Genomic DNA, 18,293 nt, shown 5'->3' on the forward strand with positions numbered 1-18,293 from the left:
CTAGACGGCAGCGGCAGGTCAATAAACATCCGCGTGTGCCGCATCGTGATCAGATTCCGCCATTGATTGCGGCGGCGCTGCGCCACACGCCCAGCGCCAGCAGCGTCCAACCAATAATTAATGCCACGCCGCCGATGGGCGTGATCATGCCGAGTTGCCGAATGCCAGTGAGCGTCATCACGTACAGACTGCCGCTAAACAAAACGCTGCCGAGCAGAAATGCCCAGCCTGCTGCGTTTACCAGTCGCGCCGCTGGCAATTGCAGCAGCACTAAACCGCAGATCAAAATCACCAGCGCGTGAATCCCTAAATAATTGGTCGCAGTCAGCCAGTTGGCGAGCAGCTCTGGCGGAACACGATTTTTCAAACCGTGCGCTCCAAATGCGCCCAACGCGACGGTTACGCCGCCGTTAATCGCTCCAATTGTTAACCACAGTTGTGCTTGGTTCATTGCCACCTCATCAAATTGAACGAAATATCAGGCTTTCCTAATAAGGCAATTTTATGAAAGCCAACGGAAATACTATTTTGACCGTATGCCGGCAAGTCAGTAGGCTGCAAACCTGATATTACCGGCTTTTTCTGCTCTCGAAGTGTTGTGCCCACCGCGTTTAACGCGGTTTTTTGTGCGGCCACAGTCGGAAGCGCCCCGCCGCCCAGACTTCATCTGCAAGCGGCATTCACCGCAGTGAACCGTGAGGAGATCGTGAACCATGCCAACGTTTGTGCGTACTGATAAGTGTGACGGCTGCAAGGGTCAGGACAAGACCGCTTGCATGTATATCTGCCCCCACGACCTGATGAAACTGGATCAAGATGGTTCAGACACCGGTCACGCGATGAAGGCTTATAACCAAGAGCCAGAGCAGTGCTGGGAATGTTATTCCTGCGTCAAGATTTGCCCGCAACAGGCGATCGAATGCCGTCATTACGCTGACGTGGTGCCAATGGGCGCTTCCGTGCAACCGCTGCGCGGCACCGATTCGATCATGTGGACGATCAAATTCCGCAACGGCAACATGAAGCGCTTCAAATTCCCCATCCGCACCACTTCCGAAGGCTCCATTGATCCTTACGGCAACAAGCCAGCGGCTGACATCGCCAAAATCGGCGAGCCCGGTTTCTTCACCCTCGGCGGCGTTCAGAAAGCTGGCAATCCCAGCGAGCTGATCCGCAAATAATCGACATTCCTAACAATTACAGATTCGGGGTAGAAGACATGGCAGGAGAATTCGGTAAACCGGAGATCGTCGAAGAAGAAGTAGACATCCTTCTGATTGGCGGTGGCATGGGCGCATGTGGCGCAGCATACGAAATCGGCCCTTGGTTGGATGAAGCCAAGAAGCAAGGCATTGATCTGAAAGTCAAACTGGTGGACAAGGCGGCAATGGATCGCTCCGGCGCAGTGGCGCAGGGTCTGTCGGCAATCAACACCTATTTGGGCGAGCAAGACCCCGCTGATTATGCGCGGATGGTTTCCAACGACCTGATGGGCATCACCCGCGACGACTTGGCTTATGACCTCGGTCGCCATGTCGATGATTCGGTGCATCTGTTTGAAGAATGGGGTTTGCCGATTTGGAAGCAGCCCGGCGATGAAGGCAAGGCGTTGGTTGACGGCGGCAAGCCAGTTCGTTCCGGCAAGTGGCAGATTATGATCAACGGCGAGTCCTATAAATGGATCGTCGCTGAGGCCGCAAAAAAGGCGCTGGGCACGACCGCATTCAAGAGCGCGTGTTCATCGTCAAGCTGGTGAATGATAAGAACGATAGCAACCGCATCGCTGGCGCAATCGGCTTCTCGGTGCGCGAGCACAAAGTCTTTGTTTACAAGTTCAAAGCCTGTCTGCTGGTCGCCGGCGGCTGCGTCAACATTTTCCGTCCGCGCTCCGTCGGTGAAGGCACCGGTCGCGCTTGGTATCCGGTCTGGAATGCTGGCTCGACTTACGCGATGGCGGCTGAAGCTGGCGCTGAGTTGACGATGATGGAAAACCGGTTCGTGCCCGCCCGTTTCAAAGACGGTTATGGCCCGGTCGGCGCATGGTTCCTGTTGTTCAAAGCCAAGGCCGTCAACGCCTTTGGTGAGGTCTACATGGACACCAACAAGGAGCTGCTCAACGATTATCCGCCCTACGGTCAAGCGGCAGTGCCAGCCTCGTGCTTGCGCAACCATTTGATGATGAAAGAAATGCGCGAAGGTCGCGGCCCGATTTACATGGACACCGTGTCCGCGCTGGGCAAGCTGGCGGAGACGATGACGCCCAAGGAAATCAAGCACCTCGAAGCTGAGGCGTGGGAAGATTTTCTGGATATGTGTATCGGTCAAGCTGGCGTGTGGGCGGGTGAAAACATCGAACCGGAAAAGAAGAATTCCGAGCTGATGCCGACCGAACCCTACCTGCTCGGCTCACATTCCGGCTGCTGCGGCATCTGGGTGTCTGGCCCGACCGATGTTGGCGCACCGACTGCTGAAGAGCACGCCGACGCCGGCAAGATTCCCAGCCACCTGCCTTCCGGTTGGAACTGGGGTTATCGCTCGATGACCACCGTCAAAGGGTTGTTCACTGCCGCTGATGGCGTGGGCGCATCCGGTCACAAATTCTCCTCCGGTTCTCATGCCGAAGGGCGTTTGGCAGCCAAGGCGATGGTGCAATTCTGCATGGATAACAAGGATCACCAGCCAGAACTGGCTGATTCGGTTGCGGATTTGGTCGATGAGATTTATCGCCCCGTGCGCAATTTCCTTGAAAGCAAGGATTACACCACTGCTATCGACGTGAATCCGAATTACATCACGCCGAAGATGCTGCAATTCCGCTGCAAAAGGTCATGGATGAATACGTCGCTGGCGTTTCGACCATGTACCAGACCAACGCCAAGATGATGGAAGTGGCGGAGATGAAGCTGGAGATGCTCAAGGAAGATGCGCTGAAAATGCGGGCAAAAGACCTGCATGAATTGCTCCGCGCTTGGGAGAATTATCATCGAATTCTCACCGCTGAGGCGCACATGAAGCATATTCAATTCCGTGAAGAGAGCCGTTACCCCGGTTTCTATTATCGGATGGATTACAACTTCGTGGATGAGACCAATTGGAAGTGCTTCGTCAATTCGATTTATGACAAGACCACCAAGACGTGGAACTGCTTTAAGCGGGCGCATGTAGACATCGTGGACAAGTCCAAGCTGTTTAAGTAAACAGCGATTCATGCTCGGCATCGCTGCCGGGTGATCAAAAGCCCGATCATCTTCATTAGGTGGTTGGGCTTTTTTATTCTTAAATCACCATTTCTGAGATTAAAAAATGAGCCGAAAACAACGCATTACCGATCAACTTCAACAGTCACTGCACTCTATTGTGCATCTGGATATTGTGAATGAAAGCTATATGCACGCAGTTCCGGTAGGCGCAGAATCACATTTTAAAGTGCTCGTGGTCAGTGAAGATTTTTCATCGCTTTCTATCATTGAACGGCATCGCCTGCTTAATCAATTATTAGCAGTTGAATTCGATCATGGTTTACACGCGCTGTCATTGCACACTTGGACGCCGGAAGAATGGACTACAAAAGGTGGCGTTTTAGCGGAATCGCCGCCCTGTTTGGGCGGCTCAAAACTGTAGGTTTAATCAATTGGTTAATTGCTACTAAAAACGCACCAATTACTGCGATTGAGTTGTAAAATACTCTCGCGTCAAACGGAATACCACTGGGCTTAATAATAACAATGCAACCAAATTGGGGAGCGCCATTAGCGCATTGAGCGTGTCGGCAATGAGCCAAATCAAATCCAATTGCGCCAGCGCCCCGACTGGAATCATTAACACCCAGAGAATGCGAAATGGCACGATGACCCGCTCGCCAAATAGATATTCCGCGCAGCGTTCGCCGTAAACGCTCCAACCGAGAATGGTGGTGTAGGCAAATAGCACCAAACCAATTGCGACGATGTATGTGCCCACGCCGGGCAGCGATTGCTCAAAGGCTGCCGATGACAACGCCGCGCCGGTTAAGCCCGAAGTCCAAGCGCCAGAAACGACGATCACCAATCCGGTAATCGAGCAAATCACCAGCGTGTCAATGAACGTGCCGATCATCGCTACCGTGCCTTGCGCGACTGGATCGTTCGATTGCGCGGCAGCGTGGGCAATTGGTGCACTGCCCAGCCCGGCTTCATTGGAAAAAATGCCGCGAGCCACGCCAAATTGAATAGCTGCTGCTACGCTCGCGCCAGCGAATCCACCCGCTGCTGCGGTTGGCGAAAAGGCTTGCACGACAATGAGTTGCAATGCAGGAATGATTTGATCCAAATGCGTCGCCAGCACGACCAGTCCGCCGAGCACGTAAGTCAGCGCCATAAACGGAACCAATGCAGCGGACACGACGCCGATGCGTTGAATGCCGCCGAGCAGCACCAGTCCGGCAAGGATCGCCATGACTAACCCGCTCATCCATAACGGAATTCCAAACGCATCGAGTGCGGCATGGGCAACGGAATTGGCTTGTACCGTGTTGCCAATGCCGAACCCAGCGAGAACGCCAAAAATGGCAAAGGCGCTGGCCATCCACAGCCATTTTTGACCCAGTCCGAGCTTGATGTAGTACATCGGACCGCCGAGATGATTGCCCTTGCCGTCAACTTCGCGGTAGTGCATCGCCAGCACTGCTTCGGCGTATTTGGTCGCCATGCCAACCAGTGCCGTGCACCACATCCAGAAAATCGCGCCCGGTCCGCCGAGAAATACGGCAGTTGCCACACCCGCGATATTGCCCGTGCCGACGGTCGCCGAAAGTACAGTCATCAGCGCGTGATACGGCGTGATGTCACCTGCGCCCTGCTGTTTGCGCCCGCGCCACAGCATCCGAAACCCGAGACCGAGTTTTAACAGCGGCATGAACCGCAATCCGATCATTAAAAAAAAGCCAGTACCGAGAATAAGCACCAGCATTGGTGGCCCCAGACCAAACCATTTAACACGTTCACCCATGCCGTTATTTGTTCCACTGCAATAATCCCATCTCAATCTGATTGAAAAACCGTTGCGACGACACAAAGCGCCGCCGCAATCTGCCAACGTGGTGTTAATCAAAGCGACTTTACCGCATTGTCGCTGGGTCTTATCCTCGCATGGCGTTAACGATTGCGCCCAGAAACCCATTCACGTTTAGGAATGCTCAATGCAACTGTTGATTGATTTTTTACCCGTTTTATTATTTTTCATCGCTTACAAGTTTGCTGGCATTTACGTTGCAACCGGCATTGCGATTGCGGTTTCGGTGGTGCAAGTCAGTTGGAATTGGTGGCGACATCGCCGCGTTGAGACGCTACAACTGGCCACGCTGGGCTTGATTGTGGTCTTTGGTGGATTAACGCTGGCGCTGCATGATCCGATTTTCGTGATGTGGAAACCAACGCTGATTAACGGATTGTTTGCCGTGGTATTTTTCGGCAGTCACTGGTTTGGTGAGCGCAATCTGATTGAGCGAATGATGGGACATAATGTGACGCTGCCGCCGCTGATTTGGTCACGTTTGAACTTCAGTTGGGCAGCGTTTTTCGCCTTTTTGGGAGTGATCAATCTGTTTGTGGTTTATGTGTGGAGCGGATTTTTCACTGCGCAACAAACGTTAATTGCAGAAAGCGGTCAAACGGCGCTTGATCTCACCACTTGCGCCGCGACCTATACCGACCGCTTGCTGGCGCTGTGTGAAGATGCGCAGGCGCGGGAGGCAGTGTGGGTCAACTTTAAGCTGTTCGGTATGATGGGTTTGACCGTGTTATTTGTCATTGCGCAAGCGTTTTATCTTGCGCGTCATGTTCAAGAGCCAGCGTCAGCGGAGGCTGATTAAACAATGCTTTACGCAATTATTGCGGTGGATGTTCCCGACAGTTTGCCGCTGCGCCAGCAGACACGACCGGCGCATCTGGCGCGGTTGCAGGCGCTGCAAGATGCTGGACGTTTGGTGCTCGCTGGACCACATCCAGCAATTGATAGCCCAGAACCGGGCGCAGCGGGTTTTACGGGTTCGCTGGTGGTGGCAGAATTTCCCGATCTTGCTGCCGCTGAAGACTGGGCAGCGGCGGATCCGTATCAAGCGGCTGGGGTTTATCAGCAGGTCAGTGTCAAGCCGTTCAAACAGGTTTTCCCAAGTTAATCATCGTCTTTAGTTCTCAACCCAATGGAAGTGATGTTATGAAAATAGTTCGTGTCCCGTTGTTACTTTGCGCGTTGCTGGCGACTGGCAGCGGTTTTGCCGAAGACGCCAAAATCAACACCGATTCTCCCGATACGCTGATTGCGACGGTCAACGGCATCGCCTATCCGCTTGACGTGTTCCGCGTGTTTTATCTGTCACGGATGCAGCAGACGCAGGGCGAAAATACGCCGGCGATGCAGCAGCAGGCGTTTGATGAATTCATGGGTTTGATCGTCGCCTCGCAGGAAGGCGCTCGGCGCAAGCTCGAAAGTGATCGCAACGTGGTTGCTGCGCTCAAACTGGAGCAGATGAAGGTGATGTCGAATGCGGCGCTGGCAGCAATGGCGCAGGAAATCAAACCGACTGATGACGATCTCAAGGCAGCGTATGACAAGGTGAAGGCGCAGTCTGGGCGCGTTGAATTCAAGGCGCGGCACATTTTGGTGAAGGACGAAGATGAAGCGAAAAAGCTGATTAAACAGTTGGATAAGGGCGCTGATTTCGCGGAGCTGGCCAAGAAGAATTCGACCGGTCCGACCGGCAAGGATGGCGGCGATCTCGGTTGGTTTGATCCGAAGCAGATGGTTCCGGCATTTGCGACCGCGATTGCTGACATGAAGCCGGGCACTTATTCCAAGACGCCGGTGCAAACCCAGTTTGGCTGGCACGTCATCAATTTGCAGGACACGCGTAAAGCCGAGCCACCAGCGTTTGAGGATGCCAAGCCGCAGTTGACGGCATTGGTGCAGCGCCAGCAGCTTTCCGAGAGGATCGTGGAAATGCGCAACAAGGCGAAGGTGGAACTCAACGAGGCGATTGTGAAAATCACGCCGAATAAAGACGCGCCAGCGGCTGACGCGACCAAGAAATAATCTGCTCGTTCGCCGGTTGTAGATTCGCTGCAACCGGCATCATTTGTCCGCACTGGGTGTAACGCTCACCACTTCGATTCCCGCTGCATCGCAGCGCCAGCGCACATTCAAATTATACAGTTGCATTCCAAACTCGCGCCGTTGCGGGTAACGATTCATATAACCGGGGCGCGGGTCTTGCGCCAAAATCTGCGCAATTAACTGCCGCAATTGGCGTTGTCCGTCTGGGTCTACCAGCACGAGGTCACGCTCGGCAGCGGCGCTGAAGTGCACTGGCGTGATCGTCATTTCCGGCGGTGTAGCGAATCCACTTCGTGCGCTCGGCAGCGCATCGGCGTAAGGCACATACGGTTTGATGTCGAGCACCGGCGTTCCATCAAGCAAATCGACTCCGCGCAACCGCAGCGCCAGCCCTCGCGCATCACGGATTAAACCCAGTTGCTCCACCGCTGATAACCCAATCGGATTGGGACGATAGGGCGCACGGCTGGCAAACACACCGACCGTTTGGCGTCCACCTAAACGCGGGGGGCGCACCGTCGGTTTCCAGCCAGCGTCGAGACAATCCGCATGAAATACAAAGAGAATCCAGACGTGTGAAAAACCGTCGAGTCCCTTAAATGCTTCTTCTCGCGCAAAGGCTGGCAGCAGTTCGAGTCGCGCTTCTGCGGCCGTGACCAACCCGGGCTGGCGAGGAATCCCGAATTTGTCGGTGTAGGGCGAGCGAATGATGCCGATAGGATTAAAGGTCATTAGGCGTTACGCAGTTTTATCAATAAGCATTTGATTTAATTGAAACTTAATTTGCGCAGTGCGCAATTGTGTTTTACTTAGTTTGTTATGATATTGAAATCAAGTAAACTCTGAATACTAAAAAATTATTTGGTTACACTAATGATAAAACCTTTATTAAATTTTACAGCAGGTTTTTTCGTTCTTATTTGCAATATCTCGGTACAAGCTGGATGCTTGCCAAGTGATGATTTCGTTCCTAGCTGCAGATACAAACAGGGTGATTCTTGGTGTAAAAAACATGGAAAAGGAAATCGATATGCTTATGATGATAAATGTATTAAAAAATTTAATAATTCTCCGCAAAACAATAGTTATAAAAACAACACAAACAATCAAAACGCTAACGTATCAGCGCCACAGGAAAAAGAAAAAGCGCCTCTTGCTTCAGGAGATGACAAAAAACTAAGTGGAAGTAATTTTGCTGAAACATCAAAAAATTCTGAACTAATTTTTGCATTTTTTATAGATTTTATACTCCTTTTTGTAACTATTTTTATATTAATCAAGGGACTTAAAGCCGTAAAGATATTATTTCTAACCATAATTGCGCTTGTTGTGTTTGGATTCACCATCAAATTTGCTACAGGATTTTGGTTGGCTATTTTAAGTGCTGTATTTTTACTTATACTTGTAAGAAAGTACAAAAAAACCAAGAATATCTTGATAAACAAGTCATTAAATTCAACGAATGAGTTGAAAACAGACATTATAGGAATGTCACCAATACAATATGAACAGTATTGTGCCAAAATTCTCAATCACACTGGCTGGCGTGCACGAACAACTGTTGCGAGTGGCGATCAAGGGGCAGATGTTTTTGCAGAAAAAAATGGAATTATCGTTGTTATACAATGCAAGCTATATTATTCAGCAAATGTTGGGAACAAAGCAGTTCAAGAAGTTTATGCTGCAAAAGGATTTTATAACGCGCATAAAGCTTTTGTCGTTTCCAATGCTTCATATACTAATTCTGCATGTCAACTCGCATCAAAACTCGGTGTGTTTCTTATTCATCACGATGATCTTAATCGTCTTGATAGCCTGCTTGTTTCATCTGCAAGCTGATTTAATGACAGATTAACTTTTTTAACCACGCACTCAGCCCCGTTCTAAGATTCTGGTAACATGTATCCCATTGATAGCAATGCAGGATTTTTTCTAATGCCTGAAGTACTTACCGAAATCAATGAGCTGCCGTCGCATGACATCGTCGCTGCGGTTGATCTCGGTTCCAATAGTTTTCACATGATTGTTGCGCGTCTCGATGAAGGTCACATGCGCATCACTGACCGCATCCGCGAAGTAGTGCGCCTCGGTGAAGGTTTAACGCCAGAAAAAACGCTCACGCCGGAAGTGAGTGAGCGGGCGCTGTCTTGTTTAGAGCGGTTTGGGCAACGGTTGCGCGGTTTTGCGCCGGGCAGCGTCCGCGCAGTTGGTACGAATACGCTGCGCCAATTGCGCCCAGAAACCGGCTTTGTCGAACGCGCTGAACTCGCCCTCGGTCATCCCATTGACGTCATTGCTGGGCGCGAGGAAGCGCGGTTGATTTATCTCGGTGTGGCGCATGGTTTGGCCGCAGGCACGGAGCGGCGTTTGGTCGTTGATATTGGCGGCGGCAGCACTGAAATCATCGTCGGTCAGGGCTTTTCGTCACGCTTGCGCGAAAGTTTGCATCTCGGCTGCGTCAGTCTGTCACGTCAAGCGTTTGCGGATGGGCGCATCACCGCCAAAGCAATGCAAAAAGCGGAATTGGCTGGCGCGTTGGAAGTGCGACCCGTCCGTGAATTATTCCGCCGCGCTCGCTGGCAACAAGCAGTGGGTTGCTCCGGCACCATTCGCGCCATCGCTGCGGTGGTGAATGCAGAAGGTTGGTGTGATAACGGAATTTCTGCGGAATCGCTGGCGCAGTTAAGTGCTGCGCTGACCGATGCCGGGCGCGTGGCAACCATCAATCTCAAAGGCTTACCGGAAGAACGCAAACCCGTTTTTGCTGGCGGTGTGGCGATTTTACGGGCGGTATTTGAGGCGCTCGGCATCACGCACATGCAGGTGTCTGATTACGCGCTGCGTGAGGGTTTGATTTACGAAATGATGGGGCGGTCGCAGCATGAAGATGTGCGCGAGCGTACTGTTGCCACTTTATGCCAACAATTCCAAACCGATCTAGCACATGCCCGGCGAGTGGAGGCGACGGCGCTGGGAATTTATCAACAACTCGCTGCGCCCTGGGATTTGAACCATCCCGAACATCCGCAAATGCTGACTTGGGCAGCGCGACTGCATGAAATCGGCGTGATGGTGGCGCACAGCCAATATCAAAAACATGGTGCTTATTTGCTGCGTAACGCTGATTTGGCTGGATTTTCACGGCAGGAACAGATGGTGCTGGCGGCGCTGGTGCTCGGACATCGCCGCAAATTTCCGATGCAGGAATTTCTGAATTTGCCAAAAGCGGAACAAAACAGCGCCCGTCATCTGTGCGTGATTTTGCGTTTGGCCGTGCTGTTGCATCGCGGGCGCTCGGCAGTGAATAAACACTTTCTCAACGTCACCGCTGACAGTGAACGGCTGGCGCTGTGTTTTCCCAATGAATGGCTGGCGCGTCATCCTTTAACGCAATTGGAACTGGAACAGGAAGCCGAGCGACTGGCGACAGCAAAAATAATTCTCACTTTTTGCTAAAATTTGTCTTGTATTCAGCCGTTAACCCTGTATGCAGCACAACATCGTGATTAAGTGACATGCTGCGATTAAACCGGTTAAAGTCTGTCGTGAACGTTGATCTCGAAAGCACTAAATCCATTGTTTTGACAACAGAATTCAGCGGCAATGTCACCAACAGTTCAATTCTCCATGAGGGAATTTTTGCGGATAAACAATGAAAAATGATACGGATCGACCCCTGTTTGAAGACATCAGTGTGACTGGTTGGGTATTAATCGACAAGGTTAAAGCACTGATTGCGAGAGGGAATGTGCGGCGTTTAATCGTGCGCCAACCGAATGGCAAGGTGCTCATTGATGTGCCATTAACGGCAGGTGTTAGTGTGGCAGCGGTCTTAACGTTGCTCATGCCAATGCTGACGGCAATTGCGGCAATGGGTGCATTGTTTACGCAATTTCGGATTGAAATCGAACGTGATCCGACGTTGTTTGATGATGATCGTTCGCGTGATCGTTAATTGAGCGCGAACATTTTTAACCACAGCAATAACGAGTATTGATGATGCAAAAAGTGAAGAAGACCGCCGAATACACCCTGTTTCAAAAGAAATCTGGGCGCTATGCGGTAAAAGGTAAGAATAAGAAGTGGATCAATGGCGACGCAAAACAGGCGATTCTGGCGAACGAGCAGTTGATTAAAGTGATGACGCCAAAGGCAGTGCCTGAAGTGAGTGAGGAAGCTGCGGCTTAATTGCGCATGGTCTGATTGATGCGCATCACAATGGCAATTTTCATGTGATGCGCATTCGCAGGTTTTTTTGAATTGATTTGAGTTCTAAATGGCTATTACTGAAAAACAAAAACGCTGGCTAAAACAACAGGTGCATCATCTCAATCCTGTGGTATTGGTTGGACAGCATGGCATTACTGATGCGGTGCTCGCCGAAGTGGAAGTAGCATTGAATCATCACGAGTTAATCAAAATTCGTGTCAATGCTGGCGACCGCGATGAACGTGATGCAGCAATTGCAGATATTCAAGCGCACACACAAGCGATGTTGATTGCGCGTATTGGTAACGTTGCTGCATTTTATCGGGCAAATATCAAAAAACGTGATCCGCTGGTGTTACCAAAACTGTAGTTTTTAGCGGTTATATTGAGTGTTAATGAACGTTGTTGTAACGCAAGCGAAGACGGTAAAATTACGCATTTTAAGCTAGACTTAAAGTGCGTGTTTTAGGTGGTGGGATGTGCAATGCGAACCGCCAAAATTATCACACATTAGTAAAATACTAGGACGCAAACATGGCAATTTCATTTGATAGCGGTAATAACAAAGAAAGCGGCACCGCTGCTGCTGAAACCCTCAGTGGGTTGGGCGGCAATGACACGATTACCGGTTTAGCTGGCGACGATACGTTGATCGGTGGAACTGGTGATGACTCTTTGAACGGTGGCACCGAAAAGGACACTCTGCGTGGTGACGCAGGCAAAGACACGCTGATTGGCGGTTCGGGTGACGATATTTTGAGTGGTGGCGCGGATGACGACACACTGCAAGGCGATAACGGCAATGACAAGCTAGACGGCGGTGCAGGCGTTGACAAAATGACCGGCGGCGAAGGTAATGATTCCTATGTCGTTGATAATATCGGCGATAAAGTGATTGAGGTCATGACTGGCACCAGGGGCGGTACCGATTTAGTCACTAGTTCGATCGATTACATTCTTGGTGCCAAAGTTGAGAACTTGACACTGACTGGCTTGAAAGGTCTTACTGGCACCGGTAATGATGAGAAGAATGTTATTAATGGCAACGCTGGTGATAACACATTAACAGGCGGTAAAGGAAACGATACGATCAACGGCAATGCTGGTGATGACACCATTGATGGTGGAATCGGAGTTGACAGCTTGGTTGGTGGCGATGGTTCTGACGTTTATGTGGTCAGCAATGAAGAAGACATCATTGTAGAAACCGCTGTGAATGGCGATGACGATGAAGTGCAGAGTTCGGCACTGCAATATGAATTGAATGACAACGTGGAACGCTTGACGCTGCTTGCTAAGGCTGAAAACGGAATTGGCAACGAACTCGATAATACCCTTGATGGCAATGCGCTTGATAATGAGTTGAGCGGCGATGCTGGCAATGACACCATCAATGGCAATGACGGCGACGATATTCTCAATGGCGCTGAAGGCGATGATGAGATTAACGGTGGCGAGGGACAAGACGTTGCGATCTATCAGGGAAGTGTTGACGACTACAAATGGTATTCTGATGAGGAAGGTTGGATTGTTGAAGATCGCAGTGAGGATGGCGTTGATGAAGGAACTGATACGCTGACTGGTATTGAAATACTGCGCTTCACCGATGGAGATGTTGTGATTGGTGAAGTCGAGCCGCCAGTCATACCAGAATTACCACTCGTTCAAGTCGCTGTTGCAGAATTGATGCTCAATGAAGCGGATAGAACTGCGCGCATTACTGTCAATCTGTCACAAGCCTCAGATCAGACTGTCACGGTGCAATACGCGACAATTGCGGGCACGGCGACTGCTGGCGTGGATTTCAGAATCTTTGGCACGGGTACGCTGAAGTTTTTGCCGGGCAAAACCAGTCAAACGATTACGCTTTTAGTTGTGAACGATACGCTTGATGAGGCAAATGAAACCTTCAGTGTGCAATTGAAAAACCCTGTCAATGCAACGCTGGGCACGAGTACAACTACTGTCACCATCATGGATAATGATGATCCACAACCCATTCCGCCGCCAGTTCTTCCAACTGTGCAGTTGGATACTTCTGCCATTTCAATCGTTGAAGGCGACACGGGACAACTTGCAGTCAGTCTGTCGGTCGCAGCGACGCAAGCGGTGACGGTGGAGTACGCCGCTGTTAATGGCACTGCGGATGCTGGTGATTACGCCGTGACTAACGGCAGCGTGACGTTTGCGCCCGGCGAGATGACTAAAAACATCGCGGTGGCGACGCTGGATGACGCGCTGGTCGAAACCACTGAAGCCTTTAGTGTGCAACTGAGCAATCCGGTCAATGCCACTTTGGTGCCAGCAGTTGCGCTGGTGACTATCGTTGATAACGATGTTCCACCGCCAGTTCTTCCAACTATTCAGTTGGATGCCTCTGCCATCTCAATCGTTGAAGGCGACACGGGACAACTTGCAGTCAGTCTGTCGGCCGCAGCGACGCAAGCGGTGACGGTAGATTACGCCACGGTGAATGGCACTGCGGATGCCGCTGATTACACAACAACTAGCGGCAGCGTGACGTTTGCGCCCGGCGAAATCACGAAAAACATCGCCGTAGCAACGTTAGATGACACGGCAGTTGATCCCGGTGAAACCTTCAGTGTGCAACTGAGCAATCCGGTCAATGCCACCTTGACGCCAGCAGCAGCTGCGCTGGTGACGATTGTTGACGACACACCGCAGTGCGTGGGCACCGAGGCGGACGACAATTTGACGTGCTCGGATGAGAACAACGACATCGATGCGCTTGGTGGCAATGATGTTGTCAACGGCATGGGCGGTAATGACACCCTCACCGGCAACATGGGGAATGACACGCTGTCTGGCGGCAACGGTAATGACCAATTGCTTGGCGGCGAAGGCGACGATGTTCTGAAAGATTCCAATGGCGATGACAACATGAGCGGTGGTCTTGGTAATGACCGTTTCGTGGTGGACGGCAAGGGCACAGGACAGGTGTTGATTGAAGATACCGGCGGCGACGATACGCTGGACACTTCGGGCGCAGCAGCTGGTGTGACGCTCAAATTGACTCCCGGTCAAAACAGCACCGTCGGCGGTCAACAAATCACTCTCAGCGCGGGTGGCACGGTTAGCGATCCGCTAGATATGTATTTCTTGGAGGATTTGACTGGCTCATTTAGTGATGACGTTAAAACGGTGAAGACGCTGGTGCCGAATGTCGTCACGGCAATTCATGATTTCCAACCGGACAGCATGTTTGGTTTGGGTTCATTTATGGATAAACCGATTGAACCCTTTGGTCAGAACTATGGCGACTACAGTTATTATCCTGTTTACCAGTCTGATTATGTGTATGCCAATAATCTGAACCTGACGACTGATCAAGCTGCGTTCAGTACTGCATTAAATACGTTGGTACTGGGCAGCGGTAATGATTGGCAAGAGTCGCAGTTGGAAGCCTTGATGCAAGTGGCACTGCATGGCGATGACATTGGCTTCCGTAGCGGCGCAGTGAAAACTGTCGTGTTAATGACTGATGCGGATTATCACCGCGCTGGTGATGGAGCTTACGCAGGGATCACCACTGCAAATAATGGCGATGGTGTATTAAATGGAGCGCCTGCTGGCACTGGTGAAGATTATCCCACCGTACCAATGGTTGCGGAGGCATTACAAACTGCGGGTATTCTGCCCATTTTTGCAGTGACCGGGGATGCTAAATCATACTATGTTGATTTAGTCAGTGAGTTAGGCTTTGGTTCGGTGGTTGATTTAACCAGTAACAGTTCTAACTTGGTTTCGGTGATTACATCGGGTATTAAAAACTTGACCATCGCTACCGTAGAGAATGCGATTGGTTCTGCGTTTAATGACGTGATCATTGGTGATGCCAACGCGAATGTGTTGACTGGTGGCGCTGGAGTTGACCAATTAACTGGTGGCGCAGGAAGCGATACCTTTGCGTTCCATCTGGGTGATTCAGCAGTCGGTGTTGGCGAACGCGACATCATTAAAGATTTCAGCGTGGCGACGGCGAATGAAGTGATTGATTTGAGTGACCTCTCAACTGGCGCATTGAGTTTCATCGGCACTGCTGCGTTTAGTGCTGATGGTCAGGTGCGTTATGTGCAGGATGGCGCAATGACGGTAGTGCAAATCAATTTGGAAGATGTGGTGAGTGTGCCGGAAATGGAAATTCAGTTGACGGGCAAGCTGACGTTGACTGCTGGTGATTTCATGTTGTAGCGTTAGATGAAGCGTTGGGTTGCTGAAATTTAATGGCAATCCAATGCTTTAATGAAAGTAACGAAGTGAGTGGTGATAAGTTGTTTTTCATCTTTGCGGCGTAGTTCACGTTTTTCTCAAAGTGGAGCTACCACAATCATCACGTCACTAGAGTAGCAGAGCTACTTTGGCTTTTTTATTCATTTTTCGATAACTTTATAGAGGTTTAACAATGGCTACTAAACTCACATCTGGCCATGATAAGAAAACTGGCACAGCAGGTGTTGACAACTTTGATGGTTCGGGTGGCAACGACACGATCACTGGTTTAGCTGGCAACGATACGTTAATCGGTGGAACTGGTAATGACTCTTTGGATGGCGGCACTGACAATGACAACCTGAGAGGTGACGCGGGTAAAGATAAACTCGTTGGTGGCAGTGGCAACGATGTATTAGATGGTGGCGCGGATGATGATGTATTAGATGGTGGTAATGGCATCGACAAGTTGAATGGCGGCGCTGGCGCGGATGACATGAAAGGTGGTGAAGGTAACGACACCTACACCGTTGATAATATTGGTGATAAAGTCACTGAAGTGATCGCAGGCACCAGAGGTGGTGTTGATTTAGTCAACAGTTCGATCAATTACATTCTTGGCGCTAATATTGAAAACTTGACGCTGACTGGATTGAAAGGTCTTACCGGCACTGGCAACAACGAGAAGAATGTTATCAATGGCAATGCTGGTGATAACGTATTAAAAGGTCTTAAAAGAAACGACACGATCAACGGCAACAACGGCGATGACACCATTGATGGTGGAAGCGGAGTTGACAGCTTAGTTGGTGGCGATGGTTCTGACGTTTATGTGGTTAGCAATGACGAAGACATCATTGTAGAAACCGCGGTGAATGGCGATGACGATGAAGTGCAGAGTTCGGCGCTTCAATATGAATTGAATGACAACGTGGAACGCTTGACGCTGCTTGATGGAGCTGAAAACGGAATTGGCAACGAACTTGATAATACGCTTGACGGCAATGCGCTTGATAACGAATTGAGTGGCGGTGCTGGCAATGACACCATCAATGGTAATGAGGGCAATGACACTCTCAATGGCGCTGAAGGCGATGATGAGATCAACGGTGGTGCGGGTGATGACGTTGTCATTTATCAGGGATCGATTGAAGACTACAAAATCACCAATGATGATGGCGATTGGGTCGTAACGGATACGACTGGTGTTGATGGTGATGATACTGTTGATGAAGGAATTGATACCATTACTGGCGTAGAACAACTGCGATTCACGGATGGCGTTTATCCGGAACCCGAACCGGTACCCGAGAATCTCACTGTGCAGATTGAGCCATTATTAGAAGGCAATGAAGGTGACGCCATCAGATTAATGGTGACGCTATCTGCTCCTTCAGATGAAGAAGTGATGGTGACTTATACCACCCAGGATTTGACAGCGAATGTTGACGTTGATTATTGGGTTGGTACCGGTGACAGCTTCTGGTATGACGATGCGGGTAATGAATGGATTGAGGAGACGATTACTTTTGCCGCGGGTGAAACTGAGCAATTCATTCTAGTTGATCTTTACTTAGATGAAGAATTTGAGGATTACGAAGAGTTCAGCGTGACACTCACTGACGCTGTGAATGCAACACTGAGCGAGAATAATGTTGCAACTGTCGGTATTATGGATGATACCTATTATTATTAAGCCGATCGTTTGAATAAACCGCTCCCGAATCAATAATCGGGAGCGGTTTTTTAATGCCTCAAACTTGATAAAACGCCCGATACCATTCAACGAATCGTGCGACACCTTCGGCAACTGGTGTGCTGGGAAAATAACCCGTATCACGCACTAAATCAGACACGTCTGCAAAAGTATCTGGCACATCACCGGGTTGTAATGGCAGCAATTCCATATCCGCCTGTTTTTCTAAACACTGTTCCAAATAGCCAATATATTCCATTAACTCAACCGGTTGATTGTTGCCAATGTTATACAACCGATAAGGTGCTTGACTGGTTGCAGCATCTGGCGCAGCCCCAGACCAATCGGGATTTCCCATTGGCATTCGATCCAAGACGCGAATCACACCTTCTACAATGTCATCAATAAAAGTGAAATCGCGTCGGTGTTTTCCATAATTGAAGACTTGAATTGGTTCACCAGCAAGAATAGCGCGAGTGAATTTGAATAACGCCATATCTGGGCGTCCCCAAGGACCGTATACCGTGAAAAAGCGCAATCCAGTTGTCGGAATAAGATACAAATGGCTATACGTGTGCGCCATTAATTCATTGGCTTTTTTACTTGCTGCATACAGACTTAATGGGTGATCGACGTTGTGATGCACTGAAAAGGGCATTTCAGTATTTGCGCCGTATACTGAACTGCTCGACGCATATACCAAATGCTCCACGCCATGATGGCGGCAGGCTTCTAATACATTGGCAAAACCCAATAGATTGGTGCGTACATACGCCAGCGGATTTTCAATTGAATAGCGTACACCAGCTTGTGCTGCCAGATTCACCACGCGTTCTGGACGAAAACTCGCAAAAACCTCATTAAGTCGTTCTCCGTCTTCAATATCAAAGCGCAAATCTCGATAGCCAGCATAATTCAATGTGCGCTTCAGTCGTGCTTCTTTCAGATTGACATCGTAATAATCATTGAGATTATCAATCCCAATCACTTCATCGCCGCGTTCTAATAGACGCAGTGATAATGCCGAGCCAATAAATCCGGCGCTGCCGGTGACGAGAATTCTCATAAT

18 protein-coding genes and 1 pseudogene are annotated in these 18,293 nt (G+C 50.0%); 15 read left to right on the forward strand and 4 right to left on the reverse strand.

From position 1 onward, the window contains the following. Window positions 1-49: 49 nt before the first annotated feature. Window positions 50-451 carry a DUF423 domain-containing protein gene (locus CXB77_RS17235; protein WP_105074853.1) on the reverse strand — a complete coding sequence of 134 codons (402 nt, stop codon included), beginning with the start codon at window positions 449-451 and terminating at the stop codon, window positions 50-52. Between the two features lie 262 nt (window positions 452-713). On the opposite strand from CXB77_RS17235, the gene aprB reads away from it, so the two are divergent. The 5 genes from aprB (at window position 714) to CXB77_RS17250 (ending at window position 3,621) form a co-directional block, all read left to right on the forward strand. Further along, entirely contained in the window at window positions 714-1,181 is a 468-nt protein-coding gene (gene aprB, locus CXB77_RS17240; protein ID WP_105074854.1) for an adenylyl-sulfate reductase subunit beta, read from the forward strand. Window positions 1,182-1,219: 38 nt separating this feature from the next. Then, window positions 1,220-1,756, forward strand: coding sequence for a hypothetical protein (locus tag CXB77_RS22595; protein WP_242445839.1), 537 nt, complete (start codon window positions 1,220-1,222; stop codon window positions 1,754-1,756). Beyond that, the gene (locus CXB77_RS22600; RefSeq protein ID WP_242445840.1) at window positions 1,735-2,883 is read left to right on the forward strand and encodes a hypothetical protein; all 1,149 of its coding nucleotides are present in this window, start codon (window positions 1,735-1,737) and stop codon (window positions 2,881-2,883) included. The genes CXB77_RS22595 and CXB77_RS22600 overlap by 22 nt, the downstream gene beginning before the upstream one ends. Then, window positions 2,859-3,197, forward strand: coding sequence for a hypothetical protein (locus CXB77_RS22605; RefSeq protein WP_242445841.1), 339 nt, complete (start codon window positions 2,859-2,861; stop codon window positions 3,195-3,197). Before CXB77_RS22600 ends, CXB77_RS22605 begins: the two co-directional genes overlap by 25 nt. Before the next feature lie 106 nt (window positions 3,198-3,303). Further along, the gene (locus tag CXB77_RS17250; protein WP_105074855.1) at window positions 3,304-3,621 is read left to right on the forward strand and encodes a BolA family protein; all 318 of its coding nucleotides are present in this window, start codon (window positions 3,304-3,306) and stop codon (window positions 3,619-3,621) included. A 39-nt stretch (window positions 3,622-3,660) separates the two neighbouring features. Here the strand turns inward: CXB77_RS17250 and CXB77_RS17255 are convergent. Then, window positions 3,661-5,003, reverse strand: a pseudogene (locus tag CXB77_RS17255) (alanine/glycine:cation symporter family protein). A gap of 173 nt (window positions 5,004-5,176) precedes the next feature. Here CXB77_RS17255 and CXB77_RS17260 point away from each other — a divergent pair. Genes CXB77_RS17260 through CXB77_RS17270 form a run of 3 tightly spaced genes read left to right on the forward strand, consistent with a single transcriptional unit; the run spans window position 5,177 to window position 7,068 of the window. Beyond that, window positions 5,177-5,848: a septation protein A gene (locus tag CXB77_RS17260; RefSeq protein ID WP_105074856.1), complete on the forward strand. Its 672-nt coding sequence runs from the start codon at window positions 5,177-5,179 to the stop codon at window positions 5,846-5,848. A gap of 3 nt (window positions 5,849-5,851) precedes the next feature. After that, the gene (locus CXB77_RS17265; protein ID WP_105074857.1) at window positions 5,852-6,154 is read left to right on the forward strand and encodes a YciI family protein; all 303 of its coding nucleotides are present in this window, start codon (window positions 5,852-5,854) and stop codon (window positions 6,152-6,154) included. 38 nt (window positions 6,155-6,192) lie between these two features. Then, complete coding sequence (locus CXB77_RS17270; protein ID WP_105074858.1) at window positions 6,193-7,068, forward strand: peptidylprolyl isomerase; 876 nt, start codon at window positions 6,193-6,195, stop codon at window positions 7,066-7,068. A 39-nt stretch (window positions 7,069-7,107) separates the two neighbouring features. Here the strand turns inward: CXB77_RS17270 and tsaA are convergent, their stop codons facing one another. Next, window positions 7,108-7,821 (reverse strand): tRNA (N6-threonylcarbamoyladenosine(37)-N6)-methyltransferase TrmO, encoded by a 714-nt coding sequence (tsaA, locus tag CXB77_RS17275; protein ID WP_105074859.1) that lies wholly within the window; start codon window positions 7,819-7,821, stop codon window positions 7,108-7,110. Between the two features lie 141 nt (window positions 7,822-7,962). Here tsaA and CXB77_RS20510 point away from each other — a divergent pair, with 141 nt between their 5' ends. From CXB77_RS20510 to CXB77_RS17320, 7 genes are all read left to right on the forward strand, one after another. Further along, window positions 7,963-8,928: a restriction endonuclease gene (locus tag CXB77_RS20510; protein WP_197711101.1), complete on the forward strand. Its 966-nt coding sequence runs from the start codon at window positions 7,963-7,965 to the stop codon at window positions 8,926-8,928. 96 nt (window positions 8,929-9,024) lie between these two features. Continuing rightward, complete coding sequence (locus CXB77_RS17290; RefSeq protein WP_105074964.1) at window positions 9,025-10,545, forward strand: Ppx/GppA phosphatase family protein; 1,521 nt, start codon at window positions 9,025-9,027, stop codon at window positions 10,543-10,545. Between the two features lie 196 nt (window positions 10,546-10,741). Next, the gene (locus tag CXB77_RS17295) at window positions 10,742-11,044 is read left to right on the forward strand and encodes a DUF4342 domain-containing protein (RefSeq protein ID WP_105074862.1); all 303 of its coding nucleotides are present in this window, start codon (window positions 10,742-10,744) and stop codon (window positions 11,042-11,044) included. A gap of 44 nt (window positions 11,045-11,088) precedes the next feature. Then, window positions 11,089-11,277 (forward strand): hypothetical protein, encoded by a 189-nt coding sequence (locus CXB77_RS17300; RefSeq protein WP_105074965.1) that lies wholly within the window; start codon window positions 11,089-11,091, stop codon window positions 11,275-11,277. An 88-nt stretch (window positions 11,278-11,365) separates the two neighbouring features. Next, complete coding sequence (locus CXB77_RS17305; RefSeq protein ID WP_105074863.1) at window positions 11,366-11,668, forward strand: YhbY family RNA-binding protein; 303 nt, start codon at window positions 11,366-11,368, stop codon at window positions 11,666-11,668. 164 nt (window positions 11,669-11,832) lie between these two features. Beyond that, window positions 11,833-15,510: a Calx-beta domain-containing protein gene (locus tag CXB77_RS22610; RefSeq protein WP_146108862.1), complete on the forward strand. Its 3,678-nt coding sequence runs from the start codon at window positions 11,833-11,835 to the stop codon at window positions 15,508-15,510. A 211-nt stretch (window positions 15,511-15,721) separates the two neighbouring features. Beyond that, complete coding sequence (locus CXB77_RS17320) at window positions 15,722-17,224, forward strand: Calx-beta domain-containing protein (protein WP_105074865.1); 1,503 nt, start codon at window positions 15,722-15,724, stop codon at window positions 17,222-17,224. Window positions 17,225-17,282: 58 nt separating this feature from the next. Here CXB77_RS17320 and CXB77_RS17325 read toward each other — a convergent pair whose 3' ends face one another. Then, window positions 17,283-18,290 carry an NAD-dependent epimerase gene (locus tag CXB77_RS17325; protein WP_105074866.1) on the reverse strand — a complete coding sequence of 336 codons (1,008 nt, stop codon included), beginning with the start codon at window positions 18,288-18,290 and terminating at the stop codon, window positions 17,283-17,285. Window positions 18,291-18,293 lie beyond the last annotated feature (3 nt).

The sequence above is a fragment of the Chromatium okenii genome (assembly GCF_002958735.1).
In the GTDB taxonomy this organism is placed as follows: domain Bacteria; phylum Pseudomonadota; class Gammaproteobacteria; order Chromatiales; family Chromatiaceae; genus Chromatium; species Chromatium okenii_A.